Raw genomic sequence first — 20,867 nt, 5'->3', positions numbered from 1 at the left:
AGGGGAAAGATGTCCCGACGTCTACTGTTCGTCTTCGTCGAAGGCGATGCGTGCGCGTTCAATGTTCGGCAGTTGCTCATCTGCCCAGGCGACGAGCGCGTCAATCGGCCCGCGCAACGTTTTGCCCAAGGCGGTGATCCCGTACTCGACGGCCACCGGCCGCGTGCTGATGACTCGGCGTTGCACGACTCCGTTTCGCTCCAGCCGACGCAACGTCGCCGTGAGGGACTTCTGCGTCACTCCCGGAATCGCACGCCGTAACTCGTTGAACCGACAGGGTCGCTCGCACAGTTCGTTGAGCACGCTGAGTGACCACTTGTCGAGCACCTGGTCGAGCAGCTCGCGATGCGGCGTCGCGATACGCAGCTCGCTTTCGCATACGGCGTCGGTATCGGCCATGAAACCAGGTCTCCTTGAAGTGTCCTTCAACTACCAAGTATCAATAGTAAACCACCAACGAAGAGGACCTTCTATGCCAGTCACACGCTTCAGTCCTGCCGGTCTCCAGCCAGGAACGCCGTATGATCACGTCGCCATTGGCACCGGCACGCGTCACGTGCATATCAGCGGCCAGGTCGCCCGTAGTGCGGAAGGAAAGCCCATCGCGATCAACGATCTCGCGGGTCAGGTCGCGGAGGTTCTCCGCAACACAGCTCGTGCGCTCGCAGGCGCGGGTGCATCCTTCGACGATGCGCTTCGGTTGACCTTCTACGTCACCGAATGGGAGCCCGAGAAGATCGCACCTTTCATGGACGGGATCGCTCGGGTCGCTGAGGAGCTGAAGCTGCCTCAGCCCCTGCCGCCCGCGTCCCTGATCGGGGTCGACTACCTCTTCGAGCCGGACGTTCTCGTTGAGCTCGAAGTCACCGCGATCCTCGATTAGCCCGTGTTGTCCGACTGCACCACGTAGTGCGCGCGGCGCCTCTCACCGGACCGGTGAGAGGCGCCGCTTTGGCAGGTCGGTCAGGCTGCGATGTGAGACACGAGGAACCAGCGGTCCTTGTCGAGACCTCGCTGGATCTCGATCGCGACGTCCTGACTGGTCAGGTCGATGCCGTCGAGGCCATCGACCGCTGCGCGGACGTCGGCGAGGAGCCTGTCGATGTCTGCGATCACCGCGTGCACGAGGTCGTCTGAGTTCGCGAAGCCGGCCGGGACGCTTGTCCCGGAGCTCTTCTCGGCGACCGCGCTGACGCGGGCGTCGAGCGGGAGGCCGAGGGCGACGATGCGTTCCGCTGCCGCGTCGGCGAACTCGCCGGCGTTGCCTGCGATGGTGTCCAGCAACTCGTGGACGCCGACGAAGTTCGAGCCACGCACGTGCCAGTGCGCCTGCTTGGCGTTGATGGTCAGCCCCTGAAGGCCGAGTACGACGGGGGTAAGGAACTGCGCGGTCGCGACAACCGCTGTCGGGTCGCTCGCAGTCGTGGCGATGGTGTCTGTGCTGCTCATATCAATCGTTCTCCCTGCTCGTTTGTTTCTTGTTTCGGTGGATTCGGTCACGATCGGATGTCTGCGCCGGCTGGCTCTGATGCGGTTCGGGCTCGGAGGGCGGGGATGACGTCTTGTCCGATCTCCTCCATGACGTCTTCAACGTCTCGTCGTCCCGGCCGCAGCACGAGGTTGACGTGCACGACCCCTGCCGCTGCCAGTCCGGTGAGGTAATCGGTGAGACCGGTGGTGCCGACCCGTGCACCGAGGCGGATCGGCTCGAAGGGAGCGTCCGGGTTCTCCGCGAGGTCGAGGTAGAGGTTCGTCATGAACGGCTTGAGCGATATCGCCCGCCACTGCGCAGCGACGGCGCGCATCTGCGGACCTGCACGGTGGTACGTCATGTGCGCGTCGAGGTGCTCTGCCGCCCACGCAGGAGACTGCTGCGCGCCACCGATCCCGATCAGTGGAATCGTCCCGTCCGCAGGGGCGGGCAGGAACGAGTCCTGATCGATCCGGCCCAGCGCCGCCTGCGACCAGATCTCACGCAGCACGCGCACACCGTCGCGATAGGTCTCTCCCCGACGATCGAAATCGACTCCGAAGAACGGGTACTCACCCGGCCTGTCGCCCGAGGCGAGGCCGAGCAGCAGCCGCCCACCGGAGAGGACATCCACGGTTGCAGCTTCCTTCGCGAGCGCGACTGGATGCCGCAAGGGGAGCACGATCCCCGCTGTTCCGAGCAGGATGTGCTCGGTCGATGCGGCGAGGTAGCCGAGGTAGGGGATGGGGTCGAAGACCTGTCCGGCGTCGCCGAAGTCACGCGGTCGCCACATCGGCACGTCCCGCAGCCAGAGCGCCCGGAACCCGAGCCGGTCGGCGAGCTGCGCACGCTCCTGATGCCGGGTCAGGTCAGGGAAGAGTCCCTGACCGGAGACGTCTCGTCGGGCGAGATCGTTGTCCAGGGGCAGCTCGATCCCGAGGGACAAGCCGTTCTCGGTGAGCGTGTCCAAAGCGGTCATGGCATGCTCCGTTCAGTACCAGGATGGCTTGTCGCCGTCGGTGCCGGGCTTGTTCACGCCGAGCGAGGCGCCGATGCTGTCGGCCGGGTTCTTGACGAGTTCGGCGACGAGCGCGCCGACGCTCTTGCGGGACACCTCGGTGCCCTGGAAGGGCTCGCCCTTCTGGGTCAGCTCGTAGTCGACCTCGTCGGCGTCCGACAGCCACGCGGGACGGATGATCGTGTAGTCGAGGTTGGACTCCTCGATCAATTTCGCGGCGGCGCTGTACGTCTGCAGGTATCCGCCGTCGAGCATCCGGTGGTTCCACTTGCCGTACTCACCGGGCACCTCGTCGTAGATGCCGAGGGTGGAGATCCAGATCAACCGTCGTGTTCCCGCGGCGGTCAGCGCTGCGACGACGGCGCGGGCCTGAGCTTCGATGTCGCCTCCGCCGAGGTTCGCGTAGACGATGTCCTGTCCCGTGGCGGTGCGTGTGAGGAGTTCGTTGTCGAGCACGTCGCCCTCGACGATCTGGACGCGGTCGCTGGGAGCATCCGGCAGGCTCTGGGGGCGACGCAGGTAGAGGGTCAGCTCGTTGGCAGGCTCCTCGAGAAGCGCGGCGATGGCGTGTCTTGCGATACGTCCGCCCGCTCCGAGCACGGTGATCTTCGTCATGGTCTTCCTCTTTCGTTTGTGTGGTCTTGGGGGATGGTCAGCGGTTCACGTCGACGACGATCCGGCCGCGGATGCGGCCGTCCAGAAGGTCATCGGCAACGGAGAGGGCCTCGCTCAGGCCGACCTCGCGGCTCATCGCGGGCAGCAAGTCCAGGTCGAGCTCGTCGGCCAGGCGGTTCCACGCTGCGACGCGCTTGTCGCGGGGCTGGGTGACGCTGTTGATGCCGAGCAAGCTCACCCCGCGCAGGATGAACGGTGCGACAGTGGCGGGCAGATCCATGCCCTGTGCGTTCCCGCATGCGGCGACGGCGCCGCCCGCCTTCGTCCCGGCACAGGCATTCGCAAGGGTATGGCTACCGACGGAGTCGATCGCAGCCGCCCAGCGTTCCTTGCCGAGCGGCCGGCCCGGCCCCGACAGCTCTGTCCGGTCGACGATCGTCGTGGCGCCAAGGCGGCGCAGGTAATCGGCTTCAACGGGACGGCCGGTCGACGCAACGACCGAGTAGCCGCCGCGTGCCAGCAGCGCGATCGCGAACCCGCCGACCCCACCGTTCGCGCCCGTGACAAGGACGTCACCCGAATCAGTGGTGAGGCCGTGCGACTCGAGGGCCATGAGGGAGAGCATGGCCGTGTATCCGGCCGTGCCGATCGACATGGCCTGCCGCTCCGAGATCGCATCAGGAACCGGCACGAGAGTTGAGTCCCTGATAGTGGTGTAACCCTCCCCGGTCGCCAACACCGTCCCCTTCACGGACGCGGTCACCGTGGGAGCCTTCGAGCGAACCTTCCACAGCACTCTCGAAAGGACATCACCACGATGACCGCTCCACACATTGTCGACCCTGAACGCCTGCTGCGCGAAGCTCTCGGGGAGGCCTCCCCAGACCTGTTGCGCCACCTGCTGCAGACCGTGATCAACGCACTGCTCTCCGCCGACGCGGACGCGGTCTGCGGCGCCGAGTACGGCCAGGCCTCCCAGAGCCGTACCGCACAGCGCAACGGCTACCGGCACCGACCCCTGGACACCCGCGCCGGCACGATCGATGTGGCCATCCCCAAACTCCGGGCCGGCACGTACTTCCCCGAATGGCTCCTCGAGCGCCGCAAACGGGCCGAGTCCGCACTGATCACCGTGGTCGCGGACTGCTACCTGGCCGGGGTCTCGACCCGGCGCATGGACAAGCTCGTACGTCAGCTCGGCATCGACTCGCTCTCGAAGTCCCAGGTCAGCCGGATGGCACAGGAGTTGGACGAGCACATCGAGGCTTTCCGTCACCGGCCGCTGGGCGAGGCCGGCCCGTTCGTGTTCCTCGCCGCCGACGCCCTGACCATGAAGGTGCGTGAGGGCGGGCGTGTGGTCAACGCGGTGGCCATGGTCGCCACCGGGGTCAACGCGGACGGGCGCCGCGAGGTCCTCGGGCTGAGGGTGGCCACCACGGAGTCCGGGGCGGGGTGGAACGAGTTCTTCGCGGACCTGGTGGCCCGGGGGCTGGCCGGGGTGGCACTGGTGACCTCGGACTCCCATCGCGGCCTCGTGGAAGCAGTGGCGGCGAACCTGCCCGGGGCCGTGTGGCAACGCTGCCGCACCCATTACGCGGCGAATCTGATGGCCGTGACCCCGAAGAGCATGTGGCCGGCGGTGAAGGCCATGCTGCACAGCGTGTATGACCAGCCCGACGGGCCGGCCGTGCACGCCCAGTTCGAGCGCCTGTTGGACTACGTGCAGGACAGGTTGCCCGCGGTGGCCGCCCACTTAGACGCCGCTCGACAGGACATCCTCGCGTTCACCTCGTTCCCGAGGGACGTGTGGTGCCAGATCTGGTCGAACAACCCCGCCGAGCGGCTGAACCGGGAGATCCGGCGACGCACGGACGCGGTAGGGATCTTCCCGAACCGGGATGCCGTGGTGCGCCTGGTCGGGGCCGTGCTGGCCGAGCAGACAGATGAATGGGCCGAAGGCCGCCGGTATCTCGGCCTGGAACTGCTCGCCCGGTGCCGTGAGCCCCTGACCACGGAGCAAGAGACCGTGATGAGCACGGAGGTGATGCCGACCCTGCAGACCTGACAGGTACAAGCCCCCTACAACCTCGAAGACGGTTACACCACTTCCAGGGACTTGACCGGCACGAGCCAGTCCGCACTCACGCGAGCCCGCTGGCTGAGACCGCCCCAGTGCGTCTCGCCGATGCCCCAGCCGTTCACCAGCACCCGGTCGCCAGGCGCATAAGAGGGGCTGTCGCTGTGTTCCACGACACCGGCGAGGTCGATCCCGGGCACCATCGGGAAGCGACGCACGACCGGAGCCTTTCCCGTGATCGCGAGGGCATCTTTGTAGTTCAGGCCGCTGTACGACACGCGCACCGTGACGTCACCGTCAGGTAGCTCACTCTCATCGAGTTCGCGCAGCGCTGCCTGGTATCCGGCATCGGTCTTGTCGATGGAGATTGCGCTGAACATCATGCTCTCCCGGGATGGATGCGGACGGATGCGAGGTAACCGGCGAAGAACACTTCCATCGGCCGGACGTCGCGGGTCAGGCGGGCGCGAAGGATCGCGCCTTCCCAACCCACCCAGAAGAACGACGCCAGTTCGTCGCAGTCGGAGCCGGGCGGGATCTCGTCTGCGTCTGCGGCCAGTTGCAGGCACGCCGCGACGCGACGTTCCCAGTCGCGCAGCACGTCTTCGAGCGCTTCCCGGTAGCCGTCGGGGAGGGTGGAGACCTCTTGGCCGAGATTGCCGACTAGGCACCCTCGTTCGAAGTCATGCCGTACCATGCCGGCCTTGGCATCGTCCACGAACCGCGTCAGGCGTTCCAGCGGCGACGGCCCCTCTTCGAGCAGCCATCGGTCGAGCTTGCGAGCGAAGTAGTCCGCATACCGTTGCAGCACCTCGAATCCGAACGCGTCTGTAAGCGGCCATGAAAAGCTGCCCATAGGTGGCCAGGGAATGACCCGCTGACGGCCATGAGGACTGCCCAGTGATGGCCACGGGAACTGCCCGGTGCTGGCCATCTGGTTTGCCCGCGTTGCTCGTTGCCCGCCGCGTCGTGAGCCGGCGGGGGCCTCCTCCCCGGGTTGGATATCGGTGTCGAATCGAATCCAGCGAGGAAGAGGCCCTGAATGAAGGATGCCGCAGAAACCATGAAAATACTCAGTGCCTATGACCTGACCAAGTCATTGCGGGGCGCCGCCGAGCTGGCCGGTTGCTCCCATCACACCGTGGCCCGGCTGGTGCGGGCCCGCGACGCCGGCCAGACCCCTGGATCCGGAGCCAGCCGCCCGAAGGTCACCGATGTCTGGCTGCCCAAGATCGAGGAATGGGTCGAGGCCTCCACGGGCAGGATCCGCGCCGATGTCGTGCACGCCAAGCTCACCGCAATGGGCTACACCGGCTCTGAGCGCTCCACCCGGCGGGCGGTGGCCGAGGTGAAGGCCGCCTGGCGGGCCGGGAAGCGCCGGGTGCACCGGCCCTGGATCACCGAGCCGGGCGCATGGCTGCAGTACGACTTCGGCGATGGGCCGGCGATCGACGGGGCCAAGACGGTGCTGTTCGTGGCCTGGCTGGCCTGGTCCCGCTACCGGATCGTCATCGCCCTGCGTGATAGGACGGCTCCGAGTGTGTTCGCCGCCCTGGACCGGTGCTTCCGGCTGATCGGGGGCGCGCCGACCTATGTGCTGACGGATAACGAGAAGACAGTGACGGTCTCTCATGTGGCCGGGGTGCCGGTGCGTAACCAGGCCACCGTGGCGTTCGCTCGGCATTACGGCGTGGAGGTGCTGACCTGCCAGCCAGCGGATCCGGCCGCCAAGGGCGGGGTGGAGAACGCGGTGAAGCTGGCCAAGGCCGACCTGGTCCCGAAGGACACCAACCTGCGGGACCAGTACGCCTCGTTCGCTGAGCTCGAGGCCGCCTGCGCGGGGTTCATGGCCATGGTGAACTCCCGGGAGCACCGGGTGACCCGGCGCCGCCCGGACCACATGCTCGCCGAGGAGACCAGCGCGTTGCATCGGATCCCCGCCACGGCGCACACCGTGGCCTACGGGGTGGGACGGAAGGTGCCGGAGAACACGCCGATGGTCTCCTTCGAAAACGCCCAGTACTCGGTGCCCGCGCACCTGCTCGGGGCCGAGGTGTTCGTGCGCCATCACGGCACCGGACCGGACTCGATGGTGGTGATCATGCACGCCGGTGCGCAGGGGCCGGTGGAGGTCGCCCGGCACCGGGTGGCCCGGCCCGGGTCCCCGGCCATCGACGACGCGCACTTCCCCGGCCACGAGACGGACAAGGTGCCCGGGGACTACACCCCGGTGCCCCGTTCGGCGGCGGAGGCCGAGTTCCTGGCCATCGGGGCCGGAGCGAGGACCTGGCTGGTGGAGGCCGCCGCGGCCGGCACCAGCCGGATCGGTCAGAAGATGGCCGAGGCCGTCACCCTGGCCAAGCTCGCCGGCACCGACCAGGTCGACCGCGCCCTCGGGGTGGCCGCGGTGCACCAGCGCTTCGCCCACGGCGACCTGGCCTCCCTGCTCACCGCCGCCGGCCACCGCACCGGGATGCACACCGCCACCGAGGAACGGTCCCTGACCCAGGGCACCGCCGGCTGGGCCGGCCTCGGTACCTCCAACACCGAGGGGGCAGCCCGGTGAGCATCCACACCCCGAACACCGCCGCACCGGCGCTGCCGGCCGATTTGGAGGCGCTGTTGCGGCAGCTGAAGATGCCCCACGCCCGCGGTATCGCCGCCGAGGTACTGGCCACCGCCCGGGCCCAACGCTGGGAGCCGGCCGAGGTCCTCAAGGCCCTGCTGGTCGAGGAGACCACCGGTCGGGCCCGATCCATGCTCGCCGCCCGGCGCAAGGCCGCCGGGTTCCCCACCGGCAAGACCTTCACGACCTGGGATCCGGGCGCCTCCTCGATCCCGGCCCCGACCCAGCAGTCCCTGCGCACCCTGGAATGGCTCTCGCGCAGAGAGAACCTCGTGGTCTGCGGGCCCTCCGGCACCGGCAAGACCTTCTTCCTCGAGGCCCTGGGCCAGCAGGCCGTGGAGGAGGGCAAGCGGGTGGCCTGGTTCACCCTGGAGGACCTCGGGGCGATGATCCGGGCCCACCGGCCCGATGACACCATCACCAAAGCCGTCGCCCGAATCCTGCGCGCCGACCTGATCGTCATCGACGACATCGGCCTGCTGCCGGTCGCCGACGATGCCGCCGAGGGCCTCTACCGCATCGTGGACGCCGCCTACGAGAAACGCTCCGTAGCGATCAGCTCGAACCTGCACCCGGCCGGCTTCGACGAGCTGATGCCCAAGACCCTGGCCACCGCCACCGTGGACCGGCTCCTGCACCACGCCCACGTGTGCCAGACCACCGGAGACTCCGTACGGATGACCCAGGCAATGGCCGGGAAGGGAGTCATGCCACTGAACTGATCCCATCACGGTGGCCAGCACCACCACCCAAACGGGCAAACCAGCTGGCCACCAGTGGGCAGTTCTGATGGCCACCAGCGGGAAGAAACACTGGCCGCCTATGGGCAGAACTCAATGGCCCTTGACAGCTGTGGCAGCGCAGGTCCTCGTGGCGAGCGCCGCGGGACCAGCGGGCCATCTCGATCGCGTCGAGGACCATCTCGGTGCGCATGTGTGACGCGCACCGCCACCCGACGATCATCCGGGAGAACGCGTCGACGATGAAGCAGACGTACGCGACGCCGGCCCACGTCGGCACGAACGCCAGGTCGGTGACCCAGAGCCGGTTCGGGGCAGGCGCGGTGAACTCCCGCTTCACGAGGTCCGGGTGCCGCGCCGCGGTCGGATCTGGCCGGGTCGTCTTCACCCGCTTCGACCTGGTCGCGCCCTTAATCCCTGCGGCGCGCATGAGCCGGCCCGTCTGATCTCGGCCGATGTCGATCCCGGCGCGACGCGCGGTCTTCCAGAGCTTTCTGACCCCGTAGACGCGGTAGTTCGTCTCCTAGAGCTCGACCAGCTGCGGGATCAGCTCCTCGTCCCGCACCGCGCGAGCCGAGGGGGCGCGGGTCTTGGCGGCGTAGTAGCTGCTCGGAGCCACCTGCAGCAGCCTGCAGATGAGCTCGACTCCGAGCCGGCGAGCGTCGACCAGGTCATCCTTGTTCGCGTCGATGAACGCGACTACTTCCGGTAGTGGCGGTCGAGCTCCGCCCCGAAGAAAGACGCAGCACGCTTGAGGACCTCGTTGGCCCGCCGCAACTCCCGGACTTCCTGCTCCAGTTCACGCACCCGCCGCGCCTCAGCGCTGCTCACGCCAGAGGTGACGCCGTCGTCGATGTCGGCTTGCTTGACCCACATCCGCACGGACTCGACCCCGTACCCGAGCTGCGTCGCGACCCGATTGACGGTCCCATGCTCGGTCCCCAGCTCGGCACGCAGCGTCCTCACCATCCGGACCGCCGCGGCCTTCTCCTCCGGCGAATACCGACGCGTCGTCGGCTTCCCCGCTGTCTGCTCTTTCGGCATAACTCCATCCTCGTTTCCAAGGTCAGGAGTCTCCAACAAACCCAGGGCGCTTCAATCGGTCAGGAAGGCAGCAGGAGCACCTTGATGTCGTAGTCGAGCTTGCAGAGATAGAAGATCAACTCGACGACGGGACGGTGACTATCCCAGCGGGGCTGTGAGGGGCCGATCTCGCAGAACCTTGCGGCAAACTCAACCTTCTCGCGCGCGGCCGGGATCGATGCGCGGAAGGCCGCTTCATCCCATTGCTCTTCGCTCATACTCCCGACCGTAGCGGTGAGTACCGACACGGCCGTGGGAGCTCTCAGCCCCAGAAGATCGGATCCTGGTGGCTGCCGATGTAGTCGAGCAGACTCTGGACGTTCTTCGTCGGGCGCCTCTTCGTGTACTCGTGGAACTTCATGTGCCGGTCACGCCAGTAGATGCTCCACTGGCCGGTCTTGACGGTGTATCGCAGGCGCGCGACCGGGAACCGCGTCCAGTCGCCCTGCCCGTCCCACGGCGGCCGCGTCTCGATGATCGTGACGTGCCGGTCGGCGATCTCGGCTTCTACTCTCACCTGATCCCACAGGTGCTCGGGCACGCGTTCACGGCACCAGCGGCCGATGCGCAGCAGGTCGGTCTCGGGCATAGCCATGGTCAAGTCCTTTTGAGTGGTGTATCGAGGCTTTGTCGGGTTCCTCGTGGTCGGGTGGGTTGTCAGGCGGCGAGTGCCGCGTGGCCGGGGTCGTCGGTCATGGTGTCGCTGACCTGTAGGGCGGCTTGTTCAGCCGCGGCTTTCGCGGCTGCTTCGGCGAGCATCGTGTCGGTCGCGGTCAGCAATTCCAGGCTCATGTAGCGCCGTGATTCGGTCCATTCGTCGTGCTGCTCGGCCAGCACCGCGCCGAGGAGTCTAATCACCGCGACTCGGCTGGGGAAGATGCCGACGACGTCGGTGCGTCTCCGGATCTCCTTGTTGAGCCGTTCGTTCGGGTTGTTCGACCAGATCTTCTTCCACACCTCCTTCGGGAACTTCGTGAACGTGAGCACCTCATCGCGGGCGCCCTCGAGGTGCTCGGCAGCGGCCGGCAGATGGGTGGCCAGGCTGTCGATCATGTGCTCGTACTGGGCGATCACCGCCTCGACGTCGGGCTGGGTGTAGACGCTGTGCAGCAGCGCTTTCACCGCGGGCCACTGCGACTTCGGGCACACCGCCATCAGGTTGGCCGCGTAGTGGGTGCGGCAGCGCTGCCACTGCGCCGTCCCGAACACCGCCCCGGCCGCTTCGACCAGCCCGGCATGGGCATCGGAGGTGATCAGCTCCACCCCCGACAGGCCGCGGGCAGCCAGATCACGGAAGAACCCGAGCCACCCCTCCCTGGTCTCCGCGGTGCCCAGTTGCAGGCCGAGGATCTCGCGGTAGCCGTCGTTGTTGATGCCGGTGGCGACCATGGCGGCGACCTTGACGACCCGGCCGTGTTCACGCACTTTGAGCACGAGCGCGTCGGCGGCGACAAACCGATACGGCCCAGCATCGAGCGGCCGGGTGCGGAACGCTTCGACCGGTGCATCCAGGTCTTTACTCATCTCTGAGACCTGCGATTTCGACAGGCCCGTGATGCCGAGAGTCTGCACCAGTTTGTCCATCCGGCGGGTGGAGACGCCGAGCAGGTAGCAGGTGGCGACCACCGTGGTCAGCGCTGCCTCGGCGCGGCGGCGCCGCTCCAGGAGCCAGTCGGGAAAGTAGGTGCCTTCGCGCAGTTTCGGGATCGCGACGTCGATGGTGCCGGCGCGGGTGTCCAGGTCCCGGTGCCGGTAGCCGTTACGCCGGTTGGTGCGCTCATCCGAGCGGGCGCCGTAGGCGGCGCCGCACACGCTGTCAGCCTCGGCCGACAGCAGGGCATTGATGAAGGTGGTGAGCATCTGACGCATCAAGTCCGGCGAGGCCTGGGTGAGCAGATCGGACAGAAACGCCTGGGGGTCGATATCGTGGGGAGCGGTCATCGCGGGTGTCCCTTTCGAGTGGGATGTGAGAGTTTCCTCGAAAGCCTCCCGCGGTGACCGCTTCTACTTCGCGGTCGACACGCCAACCGGAGTCAACGTGCTGCGGGATTCGTACACCACTCTGCCGGACGCAACTGCGCCGCACCCTCCACACCGGGATGAGCCTGCTGACCGACCGCCAAAAAGAACACCTCAGCGTCCTCTTCGCCCACGAGAAGCACGCCGCGGTCGAAGCGGCCTGGGAGATCTACCAGGCCATGGTCGCCGCGTATCGAGAATTCGACCGCGCAAAGGCTAAGGCCAAGATGGAGAAGGTGATCGCGGCGCTGAGCAAGAAGGTCCCCGACACCCTCGAGGAACTGGGCAAGCTCGGCCGGACACTGACCAAACGCGCCGCCGACGTGCTGGCGTTCTTCGAGCGACTGGGCACCAGCAACGGTCCGACGGAGGCGATCAACGGCCGGCTCGAACACCTGCGCGGCTCCGCCCTCGGCTTCCGCAACCTCACCAACTACATCGCCCGCAGCCTCCTCGAATCAGGCGGCTTCAGACCCTTGCTACACCCTCAAATGCGATGAGCCTCGAATGCAGGATCTTGTGCCGACAGCGGCGCACGATGGTCGCGGGGATCTCGAACAACCGTGCGCGAAACCGTTTGGGCTCCCAGCGACGTGCATCATGGCCGGCCAGCGCGATGGCCTGCATCCAGGCGACGATGACGCCGGCGAGCTGGACGATCTGGCACCAGACCTGGTTCTGCGCGAATCCCTGCAGCGGGAACTTCATCAGGCCCATGTCCTTGGCGTTGCGGATCCGGTCCTCGCAGCGCGCGCGGCGGCGGTGACGCAGCTCCAGCACTGGAAGCTGGCCGCGTGGGGCGTTGGTCGCGAACGCAGTGATCCGCATCCCTTTGTGATCGGTGATCCGTAGCTGCACTCCGGGGTGGGGGCGTTCCTTCCTTACGGTTACCCGCATTCCGGGGGCCACCCGGGCAGGTCCAGTAGTCCGGTCAGTTCCGCGACCCATGCCCCATCGCGGATCCCTTCGGTGTCGGTGTCGTAGGCAGGAGTCCACGCCTTCGCCTCATCAATACGTTCCAACAGGTCAGGAGTGTTCGCGGGGAGGGTGAACCCGACTGAGTAGGCCAGACGCTGCCGCTCCAGCCAGCCCGCGAAGTCCTTGGGGCCGCCGGCCCCGTCGGTGCGAATCAGGACCTTTTTCGATCCCCGCCCGCCCCGGCCCAGCAGGGCCGGTGGGAGCTGCGCAAGGGCCAGACGGGTGACGGCGATGTGATCGCTGGCGGTGTTCGAGCCCGCGTTGCCGGGGCGAAGGTGGATCGCGAGCGGTTCCCCGGTTCCTTCGCTGCCGTGGTCCAGGAACGCGTACAGAGGGTGGTAGCCGAAGCCGCGTTTGAACGTCGGGGCGGCTTGCTCCTTCTCACTGTGGACGTTGATCAGGGTGGCGTCGAGGTCGATGACCAGCGGGGTCTTCGCGCTCGTCCCCTCGGCCGGGGAATGCTCGCCGGCCAGGGCCCAGGCCTGCTCGCGCGCGGTCCTGCGAGCCCTGGCGATCGCGGTCATCACGGCGGGCGCGTCCTCAGCGAGGGTGGTGAGCGTGCGGGAGATCGTTGGGGCCGAGGCGACGTCACCGAACAGGCCCGGCTCGCACCGCAGCAGGTCGGTGTCACGGGCGACCTCCCCGCCCACCGCGAGAGTCATCGCTAGGGCGTGTCTGAGAATAGATGCACGAGTCAGCTGAGACCCTGGGGACATGTCCCGGTTCCAGATGCTCTCCGACGCCCAATGGGAGTTGATCGCCCCGATGCTCCCGACCCGGACCGGCCGCGCCGGCAGGCCGTTCGCCGACGCCCGCACCATGGTGGAGGCGATCATCTACCGATACAGGTGCGGAATCGCTTGGAGGGATCTGCCCGAGGTCTACGGGCCCTGGCAGACCGTGTGGACCTGGCATCGGCGCTTGGCCGAAGAAGGCACATGGGACACGGTGCTGGCCACGCTGACCGCCGCCGCTGACGCCGAAGGCCTGATCGATTGGTCGGTCTCGGTGGACTCCACGATCGCCCGCGCGCATCAGCACGCGACGAACATCACCCGCCTCACAGGGGGATGGGTCGAACTACAAGAATCCGCGTGAGGAGCCGGCCGATCACGGCATCGGGCGCTCCCGTGGCGGGCTGAGCACGAAGATCCATCAGCTCGTGGACGGGACCGGGCTGCCGCTGGTCAGCCTGATCACCCCCGGCCAGGCAGGGGACTCCCCGATGCTGCTTCCTCTTCTGGAGCAGCTGCGCGTGACCCGGCCAGTAGGGCGGCCCCGGACCCGCCCTGCGGCGGTGCTGGGCGATAAGGCGTACTCCTCCCGGGCGATCCGCACTCACCTACGTGCCCGTGGGATCAAAGCGGTCATCCCCGAACCGGCCGACCAGCAGGGCCACCGCAGACGGCGCGGTGCCCGCGGCGGGCGCCCCGTCAGCCTCGACGCGGACGCCTACAAGGGCCGCAACGTCATCGAGCGTCAGTACGCTCACCTGAAGCAGTGGCGGGGTCTGGCGACCCGGTATGACAAGTACGCGATCATCTACAGGGCCGCTGTGGTCCTGAATGCTGTGCTCGCATGGTCAAAACGATTGTCAGACATGCCCTAGGTCCAGCAGGACCTTGGAGGCGTGATGCTCGGCCAGCGGTTTCGTCCATGAACCCAACGCTTCACGCAGCGAAGAGGCGAGGCCGGTGGCGTGGATCGTGTCGGTCAGCAGCACCGCGCCCGCATGCGAGGCCGCCGGGACCTCAGCGACGTCCACACGCGGGCGGGGGTAGAAGAACACGGTAGGGTGGGACACCTGAAAGGTGCTCCTTCCGGCCAGGGATTACGAGACTCGACACCCCGTATCATCCCAGGCCAGGAGCACCTTTCTCTATGACGCCCACCCGTCGAGACCACACCCCAGTGAAATCTCGAGGTCAGCGGGTGCTCGTGGCAGGGCCTGAACTGTGGTCCGTACACTCCTACTCATGGATGCGCTTGATATTGGACGGATCGTGGCCGGACTGGTGCTGCTGGTCTTGGGTGGGGAATTTTTGGTGCGTGGGGCGTCAGCACTGGCCGGACGTTTCGGGATTTCGTCATTGGTGATCGGTCTCACCGTAGTGTCAGCGGCGACGTCGGCACCCGAGTTCGCAGTGAGCGTCGGTGCTGTACTGCGTGATGAACCGGGGCTTGCCGTGGGCAATGCGGTTGGCAGCAACATCATTAATGTCCTGCTCATCCTGGGACTGTCCGCGCTGGTCGTTCCCCTCGCTGTAAAGCGGAGGCTGATCCGCTTTGACCTGCCCCTGATGGTCGTCTTGTCAGTTCTACTGCTCCTTGTGTCCCTGGATGGGAGGATCAGTGCGGTGGACGGGCTGATACTATTTTTCGGTGTGGTGGTCCACACCATAATGTCCGTGGTGATTAGTCGGCGGGACGCCAAGACCGCGGTGAATGCCCGGGAAGGGACAGGAGATTCGGCAACCGTCGATCCAGCCGACGAGGAAGGGGCTGCGCTAGGCGCCTCGGTCAGCAGGTCGCTCTTCTTTGTGCTGCTGGGGGTCGCGTTGCTGGTCGCCGGTGCCACGCTGCTCGTGGAAGGAGCAGTGAACATAGCCACCACGTTGGGCGTAAGCAGCCTCGTGGTCGGACTGACCGTTGTGGCTGTCGGGACATCGCTGCCCGAGCTGGCGACGTCCATCATTGCCGTGCGTCGCGGTGAACGCGACCTAGCGGTGGGCAACGTGGTCGGCAGCAATATCTTCAACATAGGGGTAGTGCTAGGACTAACCGCGCTCATCTCTCTTGAGGGCATTCCCGTATCCGGCGCCGCAGTGGCCTTCGATATCCCAGTAATGCTGGCGGCCGCAGTGGCACTACTGCCGATCGCGTTCACGGGCTTCGCGGTGGCGCGTTGGGAGGGCGGCTTGTTCGTGGTTTTGTACGCCGCCTACACCGGATACCTTGTGCTGGCTGCCACAGCGCACGATGCACTGGAGGGATTCACCGTAGCCATGGCGTGGTTCGTGCTGCCGTTAATCGCACTGACGCTCATTTCCTTTACAGCCTACGAAATCGGGCTCCGCAAGGGACGCCGAGACCTGGACCAGACCACGACTTCGACGTAGACCGTCGAGTGCATTCGGCTGCTGGCTTCATTCAGGTCGTCGGCTGAATGTAAATCGGCAAGAGATGACTGTCGGTTGGTGGTGTCATAGCGTCGTAGCAACACTCCCGGTCGGTGGGGGCTCGAGGCGAGGAGGCCTGGGATGGTGCGGCGGCGACTCACGTTCACGGAGCGGATGGAGATCTCGACGGGATCGAAGGCCGGGTGGGGAGTCCGGAAGATCGCGTCTCACCTGGGTAGATGCCCTTCGGTGGTCTCCAGAGAGCTTCGACCGAACTCGACGAAGACGCGCGGCTATCAAGCCGTGACCGCGGACGTGAAAGCGCAACGCCAGCGCTCTCGCCCACAGGTCCGGAAAGTGGCAAAGGACCCGGTACTCGAGGCCCGCGTCAACGCCGACCTCGCAGCGTCATGGATGCCGAACGAGATCGCGGGTCGCTTGCGTCTGGAGGCCGCAGACCCGACCGTTGAACGCATGGCGAACTCTCCCGACGCTCAGGGCCGTGAGCCGCCCCCTTCATTCGGTCCGGACGTTCTGTGAGTCGTCGGTTTCCATTTGATGGGTGCACTGCCGAGCGTACTCGGCTGGGGTTAGGTAGCCGAGCGAGGAGTGCCGGCGGTGGTGGTTGTACTCGTCCTTCCAGTCGCCGATGATGACCTGTGCGTGCAGCAGCGAGTAGAAGCTGTTGATGTTGAGGCACTCGTCGCGGATCCGGCTGTTGAACGACTCGACGTACCCGTTGCGCCACGGCGAGCCCGGAGGGATGTAGGACAGGCCGGTGCGGGTGCCGGCCCAGTCGGCCATCGCCTCGCTGATGAACTCCGGCCCGTTGTCCGACCTGAGCACCGCCGGGGCGCCCCGGGCGGCGACGAGGTCCTCGAGGTGGGCGGTGAGTCGGTCGGCGGTAATCGAGCGCTCCACGAGCCCGCCGATGCACTCCCGGGTGTGTTCGTCGACGATCGAGCAGATCTTGATCGGTCGTCCGTGCTCGTCGGCGTCGAACTGGAAGTCCACCGCCCACACCACGTTCGGCGCGTCCGCCGTCGGCGCGTCGACGGTCGAGGACCCGACGCGCTTGCGTCGACGCCGCTGCGGGACCCGGAGCCCTTCGTCACGCCACAGGCGTTGGATCTTCTTGTGGTTCACCACCCACCCCTCGGCGCGGGCGTCGTGATACGCCCGCCGATACCCGTAGCGGGGATGGTCCTTCGCCCAGGCGCGCAGCCACTTCCTGAGCGCCCGATCCGGGTCCGCGACCGTGTCGCCCTTGAGCGGTCGCCGGTACGCGGAGCGGCTCAGCCCGACCAGACGGCACGCCATCCGTTCGCTCACCCGCAACTTGCGCTTGAGGTGATCGACGGCGGCGCGGCGCCTGTCCGGGCTTAGAAGTTTCCCTCAGCCAGCTCCTTGAGCGCGGCCTTCTCCAGCTCCGCTTCCGCGAGCAGACGCTTCAGGGTCGCGTTCTGCTTCTCCAGCTCCTTCAGGCGCTTTGCGTCGTCGGCCTTGAGGCCGCCGTACTGGTTCCGCCACCGGTAGTACGTCTGCTCGGACACCCCGAGCTCCCGGCACACCGCCGCGACGTCCTGACCATCGGCGAGCATCCTGTCGGCCTGCCCGAGCTTACGGACGACCTGCTCGGGGGTGTGACGCTTCCTGCTGTTCGTCATGATCTGACCAGTCTCCCTGCCCGCGACCGCGGGCAACAGGACGACTCTCATAACGACTGGACCTACGAAACGGGGTCAGCCCAGGCGGTCGCCCGGGCTCCGCGTCGACTCGCGTGCCGTGGCCAGGAGCTCGGCCAGTTCCGCGGTTCTCCGCGCTTGTTGGCAGTAGTTTCGCAGCAGCCCGACCACATTCACGAGGCCGGAGTCCTGCAGCGCAGGGCTCCGGCTTCGTCGTACCCGGGGCCGGGCCACCTTTGCCGCCACTCCCCGTCGGTCGGGCGGGCGGTTCAGGCTGCGAACAGCACGTGCGTGTCCGGCACGACGGCCCGGCCGCCGAGGGCCCTGAGTTCCAGCAGGCAGGCCGCGCCCACCACCTCCGCACCCCGTGCCTCGATGAGCCGTCGGCCGGCGGCGAGGGTGCCGCCCGTGGCGAGGACGTCGTCGAGCAGGAGCACCCGTGACCCGGCCCGCAGGTCCTCGGAGACCTCGATGCTCGCGGTCCCGTACTCCAGCGTGTAGTCCGCGCGGGCTGCGGGCGCCGGGAGGCGCCCGGCCTTGCGCAGCGGCACGAGGCCGGTGCCTGTCAGGACGGCGGCCGCCCCGGCGAGCAGGAACCCGCGGGCCTCGAGGCCGGCCACGAGGTCGAACCGCCCCTCGAACGGCGCCACCAGGGCCTCAACACACTCCCTCAGGGCGCGGGCGTCGGCGAGCAGGGGCGTGATGTCCTGGAAGGCCACGCCCGGGCTGGGATGGTCGGGGACCACACGGATGAGCGAGCGGGCACGGGCGATCTCGGAGGTGACGGACACGGCCTCCACTCTAGGACGTACGCCGCCCGGGCCGCGGATGTGATCGGCGTCACCGGGCAGGGAGTTTGCCCTGGCTCCCTCGGAGGAGGACAGTAGATCGGTGGAAAATCCCCAGAATCCTCTCGCGGGCCGCGTGCCCGACGTCGAGCCGTCCGCCCGCGTGGCGGCGTCGACGGCCACCCGTCCCGACGACGCCACCCCCGACTGGCGCGGCCGCCCGTTCCTCGGCCAGCCCGGCCCGCTGGCGAACCTGTTCTCCGTGGAGCTGTGGGAGCGCTTCTCCTTCTACGGCATGCAGGCGATGCTCGTGTACTACATGTCCTGGACCGCCGCGGAGGGCGGCCTCGGGATCGACCCGGCCGTGGCCACGGGCATCGTCGGCGCCTACGGCGGCATGGTGTACGTGTTCTGCATCCTCGGCGGCTGGGTCGCCGACCGCCTGCTCGGTTCCGAGCGCACCATGTTCGTCAGCGCCGTCGGGATCATGTTGGGCCACATCGCGCTGGCCCTCGTCCCGGGCGTCCCGGGCCTGACCCTGGGCCTCGTGCTCGTCGCCGTCGGTTCGGGCGGCCTCAAGGCCAACGCCACGAACCTCGTCGGCTCCCTGTACTCCCGCGAGGACCCCAAGCGCGATGCCGGCTTCTCCATCTTCTACATGGGCGTGAACATCGGCGCCCTCTTCGGCCCGCTGCTCACCGGCCTGGCACGCGACACGATGGGCTTCCACGTGGGCTTCGGCCTCGCCGCCGCCGGCATGGCCATCGGCCTGGCGCAGTACGCCCTGACCCGCAAGAACCTGCCCACGGACGTGCACCGGGTCCCGGACCCGCTGCCGCGGTCGCAGTACGGCCGCTGGGGCCTGATCGGTCTGGGGATGGTCGCCGTCGTCGTGGCCCTGTTCCTCACGGGCGTCGTCACCCTGGGCAACCTCTCCGACGCCGTCGTCGTGCTCGCCGCCGTCGCGGCCATCGCGATCTTCGCCGTCCTGCTGACCTCCACGAAGGTCACGGAGGAGGAGCGCTCGCGCGTGAAGGCGTTCATCCCGCTGTTCATCGGCACGTCCGTGTTCTTCGCCCTCTTCCAGCAGCAGTTCACCGTGATCGCGCTGTACTCCGAGAACCGCCTCGACCGGAACCTGTTCGGCTGGCTCATGCCCATGGAGTGGGTCAACTCCATCAACCCGATCTTCATCATCGTGTTCGCCCCCGTGTTCGCCGCGCTGTGGACCAAGCTGGGCACCCGCCAGCCCGCCACCCCGGTGAAGTTCGGCATCGGCATTGTCCTGATCGGCATCGCCTTCCTGCTGTTCATCCCGGTGGCCGACGTCGTCGCCGTGCCGCTGCTGTGGCTGACGCTGATCCTCTTCGTCTGCACCATGGGCGAGCTGCTCGTCTCCCCGGTGGGCCTCTCCCTGGCCACCAAGGTCGCCCCGCGCAGCTACCCGGTGATGATGGTGTCGCTGTACAACCTGTCCGTCGCCCTGGGCACGGCCCTGGCAGGCTCCCTGGCCGGCTCCTACTCGGAAGAGAACGAGGTGGGCTACTTCGGCGTGATCGGCGCGGTCACCCTCGGCGTGGGCCTGCTCGTGCTGGCCATCGCCAAGCCGGTGCGTCGCGGCATGCGCGGCGTGCTCTGAGCGCGCCAGTGGCGCGAATCACGCGCCGCTCGGTAGTCTGCGAGACGACGTCATCACTCCCGACCACGCAAAGGACGCGCACTCCATGAGCTCCATCCCCGAAGGCCTGAAGTACTCCGCCGAGCACGAGTGGATCGCCAAGGCCGGTGCCGCCGGCACGGTCCGCGTGGGCATCACCGACTTCGCCCAGGACGCGCTGGGTGACGTCGTGTACGTGGACCTGCCGGAGGTCGGCACCGAGGTCACCGCGGGCACCGCGGTGGGCGAGGTCGAGTCCACGAAGTCTGTCTCGGACATCTACGCCCCGGTCTCCGGCACCGTGGCCGCCGTCAACGACGAGCTCGACGGCGAGCCCGGCCTGGTCAACTCCGCCCCCTACGAGGGCGGTTGGCTGTTCGAGATCACCCTCGCGGACGAGGCCCAGCTCGAGGGCCTCATGGACGCCGAGGGCTACGCCTCGCACACCAGCTGAGCCCCGTCCGCCGTCGCCCCGCCGCTGGCTGGCGGGGCGACGGCGTCCCCTTCGTCTCTCCCTCCGGCGCCGCGGCGCCGGCCCCCGCACAGGAGCACCCCATGAACCAGCCCGGACGTGAACCGGACCTGTCCACCTCCGCCATCAACCTCACCGAGCTGGCGCCGCTGGTCTCGGCGGACCTCACCCGTGAGGAGTCGGACGCGATCCGCGCCCTCCCGGCCGGTTCCGCGCTGCTGCTCGCCCACGAGGGCCCGGACCAGTCGGCCCGCTTCCTGCTGGACGAGGACGTGGTCTCCGTGGGGCGCCACCCGGACGCGGACATCTTCCTCGACGACGTCACCGTCTCCCGTCGTCACGCGGAGTTCCGGGCCGAGGACGGCGGCCACCGGCTCGTGGACCTGAACTCCCTCAACGGCACCTTCGTGAACCACGACCGCGTGGACGAGATCCTGCTGCGCTCCGGGATGCACGTGCAGATCGGCAAGTACCGGCTCACGTACTACGCCGGGCCGGCGCGGGGCTGAGCCGTCATCC

21 protein-coding genes, 5 pseudogenes and 1 other annotated feature are annotated in these 20,867 nt (G+C 67.5%); of the genes and pseudogenes, 11 read left to right on the top strand and 15 right to left on the bottom strand.

The annotated features are described in order from the left end of the window. Positions 1-21: 21 nt before the first annotated feature. Positions 22-399: a winged helix-turn-helix transcriptional regulator gene (locus tag AC0VX0_RS06775; protein WP_020622155.1), complete on the bottom strand. Its 378-nt coding sequence runs from the start codon at positions 397-399 to the stop codon at positions 22-24. 73 nt (positions 400-472) lie between these two features. Between AC0VX0_RS06775 and AC0VX0_RS06770 the strand changes: the two genes are divergently transcribed. Beyond that, positions 473-883 (top strand): RidA family protein, encoded by a 411-nt coding sequence (locus AC0VX0_RS06770; protein WP_043276424.1) that lies wholly within the window; start codon positions 473-475, stop codon positions 881-883. 80 nt (positions 884-963) lie between these two features. Here the strand turns inward: AC0VX0_RS06770 and AC0VX0_RS06765 are convergent, their stop codons facing one another. From AC0VX0_RS06765 to AC0VX0_RS06750, 4 genes are read right to left on the bottom strand one after another with little or no spacing between them, the layout of a single operon-like run. Next, a complete protein-coding gene (locus tag AC0VX0_RS06765; RefSeq protein ID WP_020622157.1) occupies positions 964-1,449 on the bottom strand; it encodes a Dps family protein in 486 nt (161 codons plus the stop codon). 47 nt (positions 1,450-1,496) lie between these two features. Then, entirely contained in the window at positions 1,497-2,450 is a 954-nt protein-coding gene (locus AC0VX0_RS06760; protein WP_020622158.1) for a TIGR03571 family LLM class oxidoreductase, read from the bottom strand. 12 nt (positions 2,451-2,462) lie between these two features. Continuing rightward, positions 2,463-3,104 (bottom strand): SDR family oxidoreductase, encoded by a 642-nt coding sequence (locus tag AC0VX0_RS06755; protein ID WP_020622159.1) that lies wholly within the window; start codon positions 3,102-3,104, stop codon positions 2,463-2,465. Between the two features lie 37 nt (positions 3,105-3,141). Further along, complete coding sequence (locus AC0VX0_RS06750) at positions 3,142-3,867, bottom strand: zinc-binding dehydrogenase (protein ID WP_475451439.1); 726 nt, start codon at positions 3,865-3,867, stop codon at positions 3,142-3,144. 54 nt (positions 3,868-3,921) lie between these two features. Here AC0VX0_RS06750 and AC0VX0_RS06745 point away from each other — a divergent pair, with 54 nt between their 5' ends. Continuing rightward, complete coding sequence (locus AC0VX0_RS06745; protein ID WP_020397262.1) at positions 3,922-5,169, top strand: IS256 family transposase; 1,248 nt, start codon at positions 3,922-3,924, stop codon at positions 5,167-5,169. Positions 5,170-5,201: 32 nt separating this feature from the next. Here the strand turns inward: AC0VX0_RS06745 and AC0VX0_RS06740 are convergent, their stop codons facing one another. Then, positions 5,202-5,564, bottom strand: a complete 363-nt coding sequence (locus AC0VX0_RS06740; RefSeq protein ID WP_336638822.1) for an alcohol dehydrogenase catalytic domain-containing protein — start codon at positions 5,562-5,564, stop codon at positions 5,202-5,204. Continuing rightward, positions 5,561-6,115: a TetR family transcriptional regulator C-terminal domain-containing protein gene (locus tag AC0VX0_RS06735; protein ID WP_475451437.1), complete on the bottom strand. Its 555-nt coding sequence runs from the start codon at positions 6,113-6,115 to the stop codon at positions 5,561-5,563. Before AC0VX0_RS06735 ends, AC0VX0_RS06740 begins: the two co-directional genes overlap by 4 nt. A 108-nt stretch (positions 6,116-6,223) precedes the next feature. On the opposite strand from AC0VX0_RS06735, the gene AC0VX0_RS06730 reads away from it, so the two are divergent. Beyond that, positions 6,224-7,747 carry an IS21-like element ISMlu14 family transposase gene (locus AC0VX0_RS06730; protein ID WP_031943827.1) on the top strand — a complete coding sequence of 508 codons (1,524 nt, stop codon included), beginning with the start codon at positions 6,224-6,226 and terminating at the stop codon, positions 7,745-7,747. Beyond that, positions 7,744-8,529: an IS21-like element helper ATPase IstB gene (gene istB, locus AC0VX0_RS06725; RefSeq protein WP_010078636.1), complete on the top strand. Its 786-nt coding sequence runs from the start codon at positions 7,744-7,746 to the stop codon at positions 8,527-8,529. The genes AC0VX0_RS06730 and istB overlap by 4 nt, the downstream gene beginning before the upstream one ends. A 118-nt stretch (positions 8,530-8,647) precedes the next feature. Here istB and AC0VX0_RS06720 read toward each other — a convergent pair. The 4 genes and pseudogenes from AC0VX0_RS06720 to AC0VX0_RS06705 form a co-directional block, all read right to left on the bottom strand. After that, a pseudogene (locus tag AC0VX0_RS06720) lies at positions 8,648-9,591 on the bottom strand (IS3 family transposase); the annotation flags it as partial. Continuing rightward, positions 9,158-9,292: a sequence feature (AL1L pseudoknot), on the bottom strand. It overlaps the preceding pseudogene by 135 nt. Positions 9,592-9,650: 59 nt before the next feature. Continuing rightward, complete coding sequence (locus tag AC0VX0_RS06715) at positions 9,651-9,848, bottom strand: hypothetical protein (protein ID WP_010078466.1); 198 nt, start codon at positions 9,846-9,848, stop codon at positions 9,651-9,653. Between the two features lie 44 nt (positions 9,849-9,892). Beyond that, entirely contained in the window at positions 9,893-10,225 is a 333-nt protein-coding gene (locus tag AC0VX0_RS06710) for a DUF3024 domain-containing protein (protein WP_036315702.1), read from the bottom strand. Between the two features lie 62 nt (positions 10,226-10,287). Beyond that, positions 10,288-11,571, bottom strand: a complete 1,284-nt coding sequence (locus tag AC0VX0_RS06705) for an IS256 family transposase (RefSeq protein WP_100057176.1) — start codon at positions 11,569-11,571, stop codon at positions 10,288-10,290. 137 nt (positions 11,572-11,708) lie between these two features. On the opposite strand from AC0VX0_RS06705, the pseudogene AC0VX0_RS06700 reads away from it, so the two are divergent. After that, a pseudogene (locus tag AC0VX0_RS06700) lies at positions 11,709-12,149 on the top strand (ISL3 family transposase); the annotation flags it as partial. A gap of 7 nt (positions 12,150-12,156) precedes the next feature. Here AC0VX0_RS06700 and AC0VX0_RS06695 read toward each other — a convergent pair. Continuing rightward, positions 12,157-13,295, bottom strand: a pseudogene (locus AC0VX0_RS06695) (IS1380 family transposase); the annotation flags it as partial. Positions 13,296-13,341: 46 nt separating this feature from the next. On the opposite strand from AC0VX0_RS06695, the gene AC0VX0_RS06690 reads away from it, so the two are divergent. Next, positions 13,342-14,236, top strand: a protein-coding gene (locus tag AC0VX0_RS06690; RefSeq protein ID WP_136940265.1) for an IS5 family transposase whose coding sequence is annotated in 2 segments (ribosomal slippage) — positions 13,342-13,698 and positions 13,700-14,236 — 894 coding nt in all. Because the reading frame shifts where the segments join, the coding sequence is not laid out codon by codon here. Here the strand turns inward: AC0VX0_RS06690 and AC0VX0_RS06685 are convergent. Then, positions 14,234-14,431, bottom strand: a pseudogene (locus AC0VX0_RS06685) (IS1380 family transposase); the annotation flags it as partial. The gene AC0VX0_RS06690 and the pseudogene AC0VX0_RS06685 sit on opposite strands and share 3 nt — an antisense overlap. 172 nt (positions 14,432-14,603) lie before the next feature. Here AC0VX0_RS06685 and AC0VX0_RS06680 point away from each other — a divergent pair. After that, entirely contained in the window at positions 14,604-15,746 is a 1,143-nt protein-coding gene (locus AC0VX0_RS06680; RefSeq protein ID WP_043282823.1) for a calcium/sodium antiporter, read from the top strand. Positions 15,747-15,887: 141 nt separating this feature from the next. Next, positions 15,888-16,250 (top strand): annotated as a pseudogene (locus tag AC0VX0_RS06675) (transposase); the annotation flags it as partial. Between the two features lie 12 nt (positions 16,251-16,262). On the opposite strand, the gene AC0VX0_RS06670 reads toward AC0VX0_RS06675, so the two are convergent. Beyond that, positions 16,263-17,413 (bottom strand): IS3 family transposase gene (locus AC0VX0_RS06670; protein ID WP_206400145.1). Its coding sequence is split into 2 segments (ribosomal slippage): positions 16,263-17,143 and positions 17,143-17,413, totalling 1,152 coding nucleotides; the frame shifts between segments, so codons are not numbered across the junction. Between the two features lie 287 nt (positions 17,414-17,700). Then, positions 17,701-18,222: an adenine phosphoribosyltransferase gene (locus tag AC0VX0_RS06665; protein ID WP_043278777.1), complete on the bottom strand. Its 522-nt coding sequence runs from the start codon at positions 18,220-18,222 to the stop codon at positions 17,701-17,703. Positions 18,223-18,322: 100 nt separating this feature from the next. On the opposite strand from AC0VX0_RS06665, the gene AC0VX0_RS06660 reads away from it, so the two are divergent. From AC0VX0_RS06660 to AC0VX0_RS06650, 3 genes are all read left to right on the top strand, one after another. After that, positions 18,323-19,858, top strand: a complete 1,536-nt coding sequence (locus AC0VX0_RS06660) for a peptide MFS transporter (protein ID WP_083325300.1) — start codon at positions 18,323-18,325, stop codon at positions 19,856-19,858. Positions 19,859-19,943: 85 nt separating this feature from the next. Beyond that, the gene (gene gcvH, locus AC0VX0_RS06655; RefSeq protein ID WP_070708890.1) at positions 19,944-20,330 is read left to right on the top strand and encodes a glycine cleavage system protein GcvH; all 387 of its coding nucleotides are present in this window, start codon (positions 19,944-19,946) and stop codon (positions 20,328-20,330) included. A gap of 101 nt (positions 20,331-20,431) precedes the next feature. Beyond that, a complete protein-coding gene (locus AC0VX0_RS06650) occupies positions 20,432-20,857 on the top strand; it encodes an FHA domain-containing protein (protein ID WP_002854606.1) in 426 nt (141 codons plus the stop codon). Positions 20,858-20,867: the final 10 nt, after the last annotated feature.

It is taken from the genome of Micrococcus sp. iso_26, from assembly GCF_056172975.1.
Note: the sequence above shows the minus strand (reverse complement) of the source record. Positions and strands in the feature narration are given on the sequence as shown.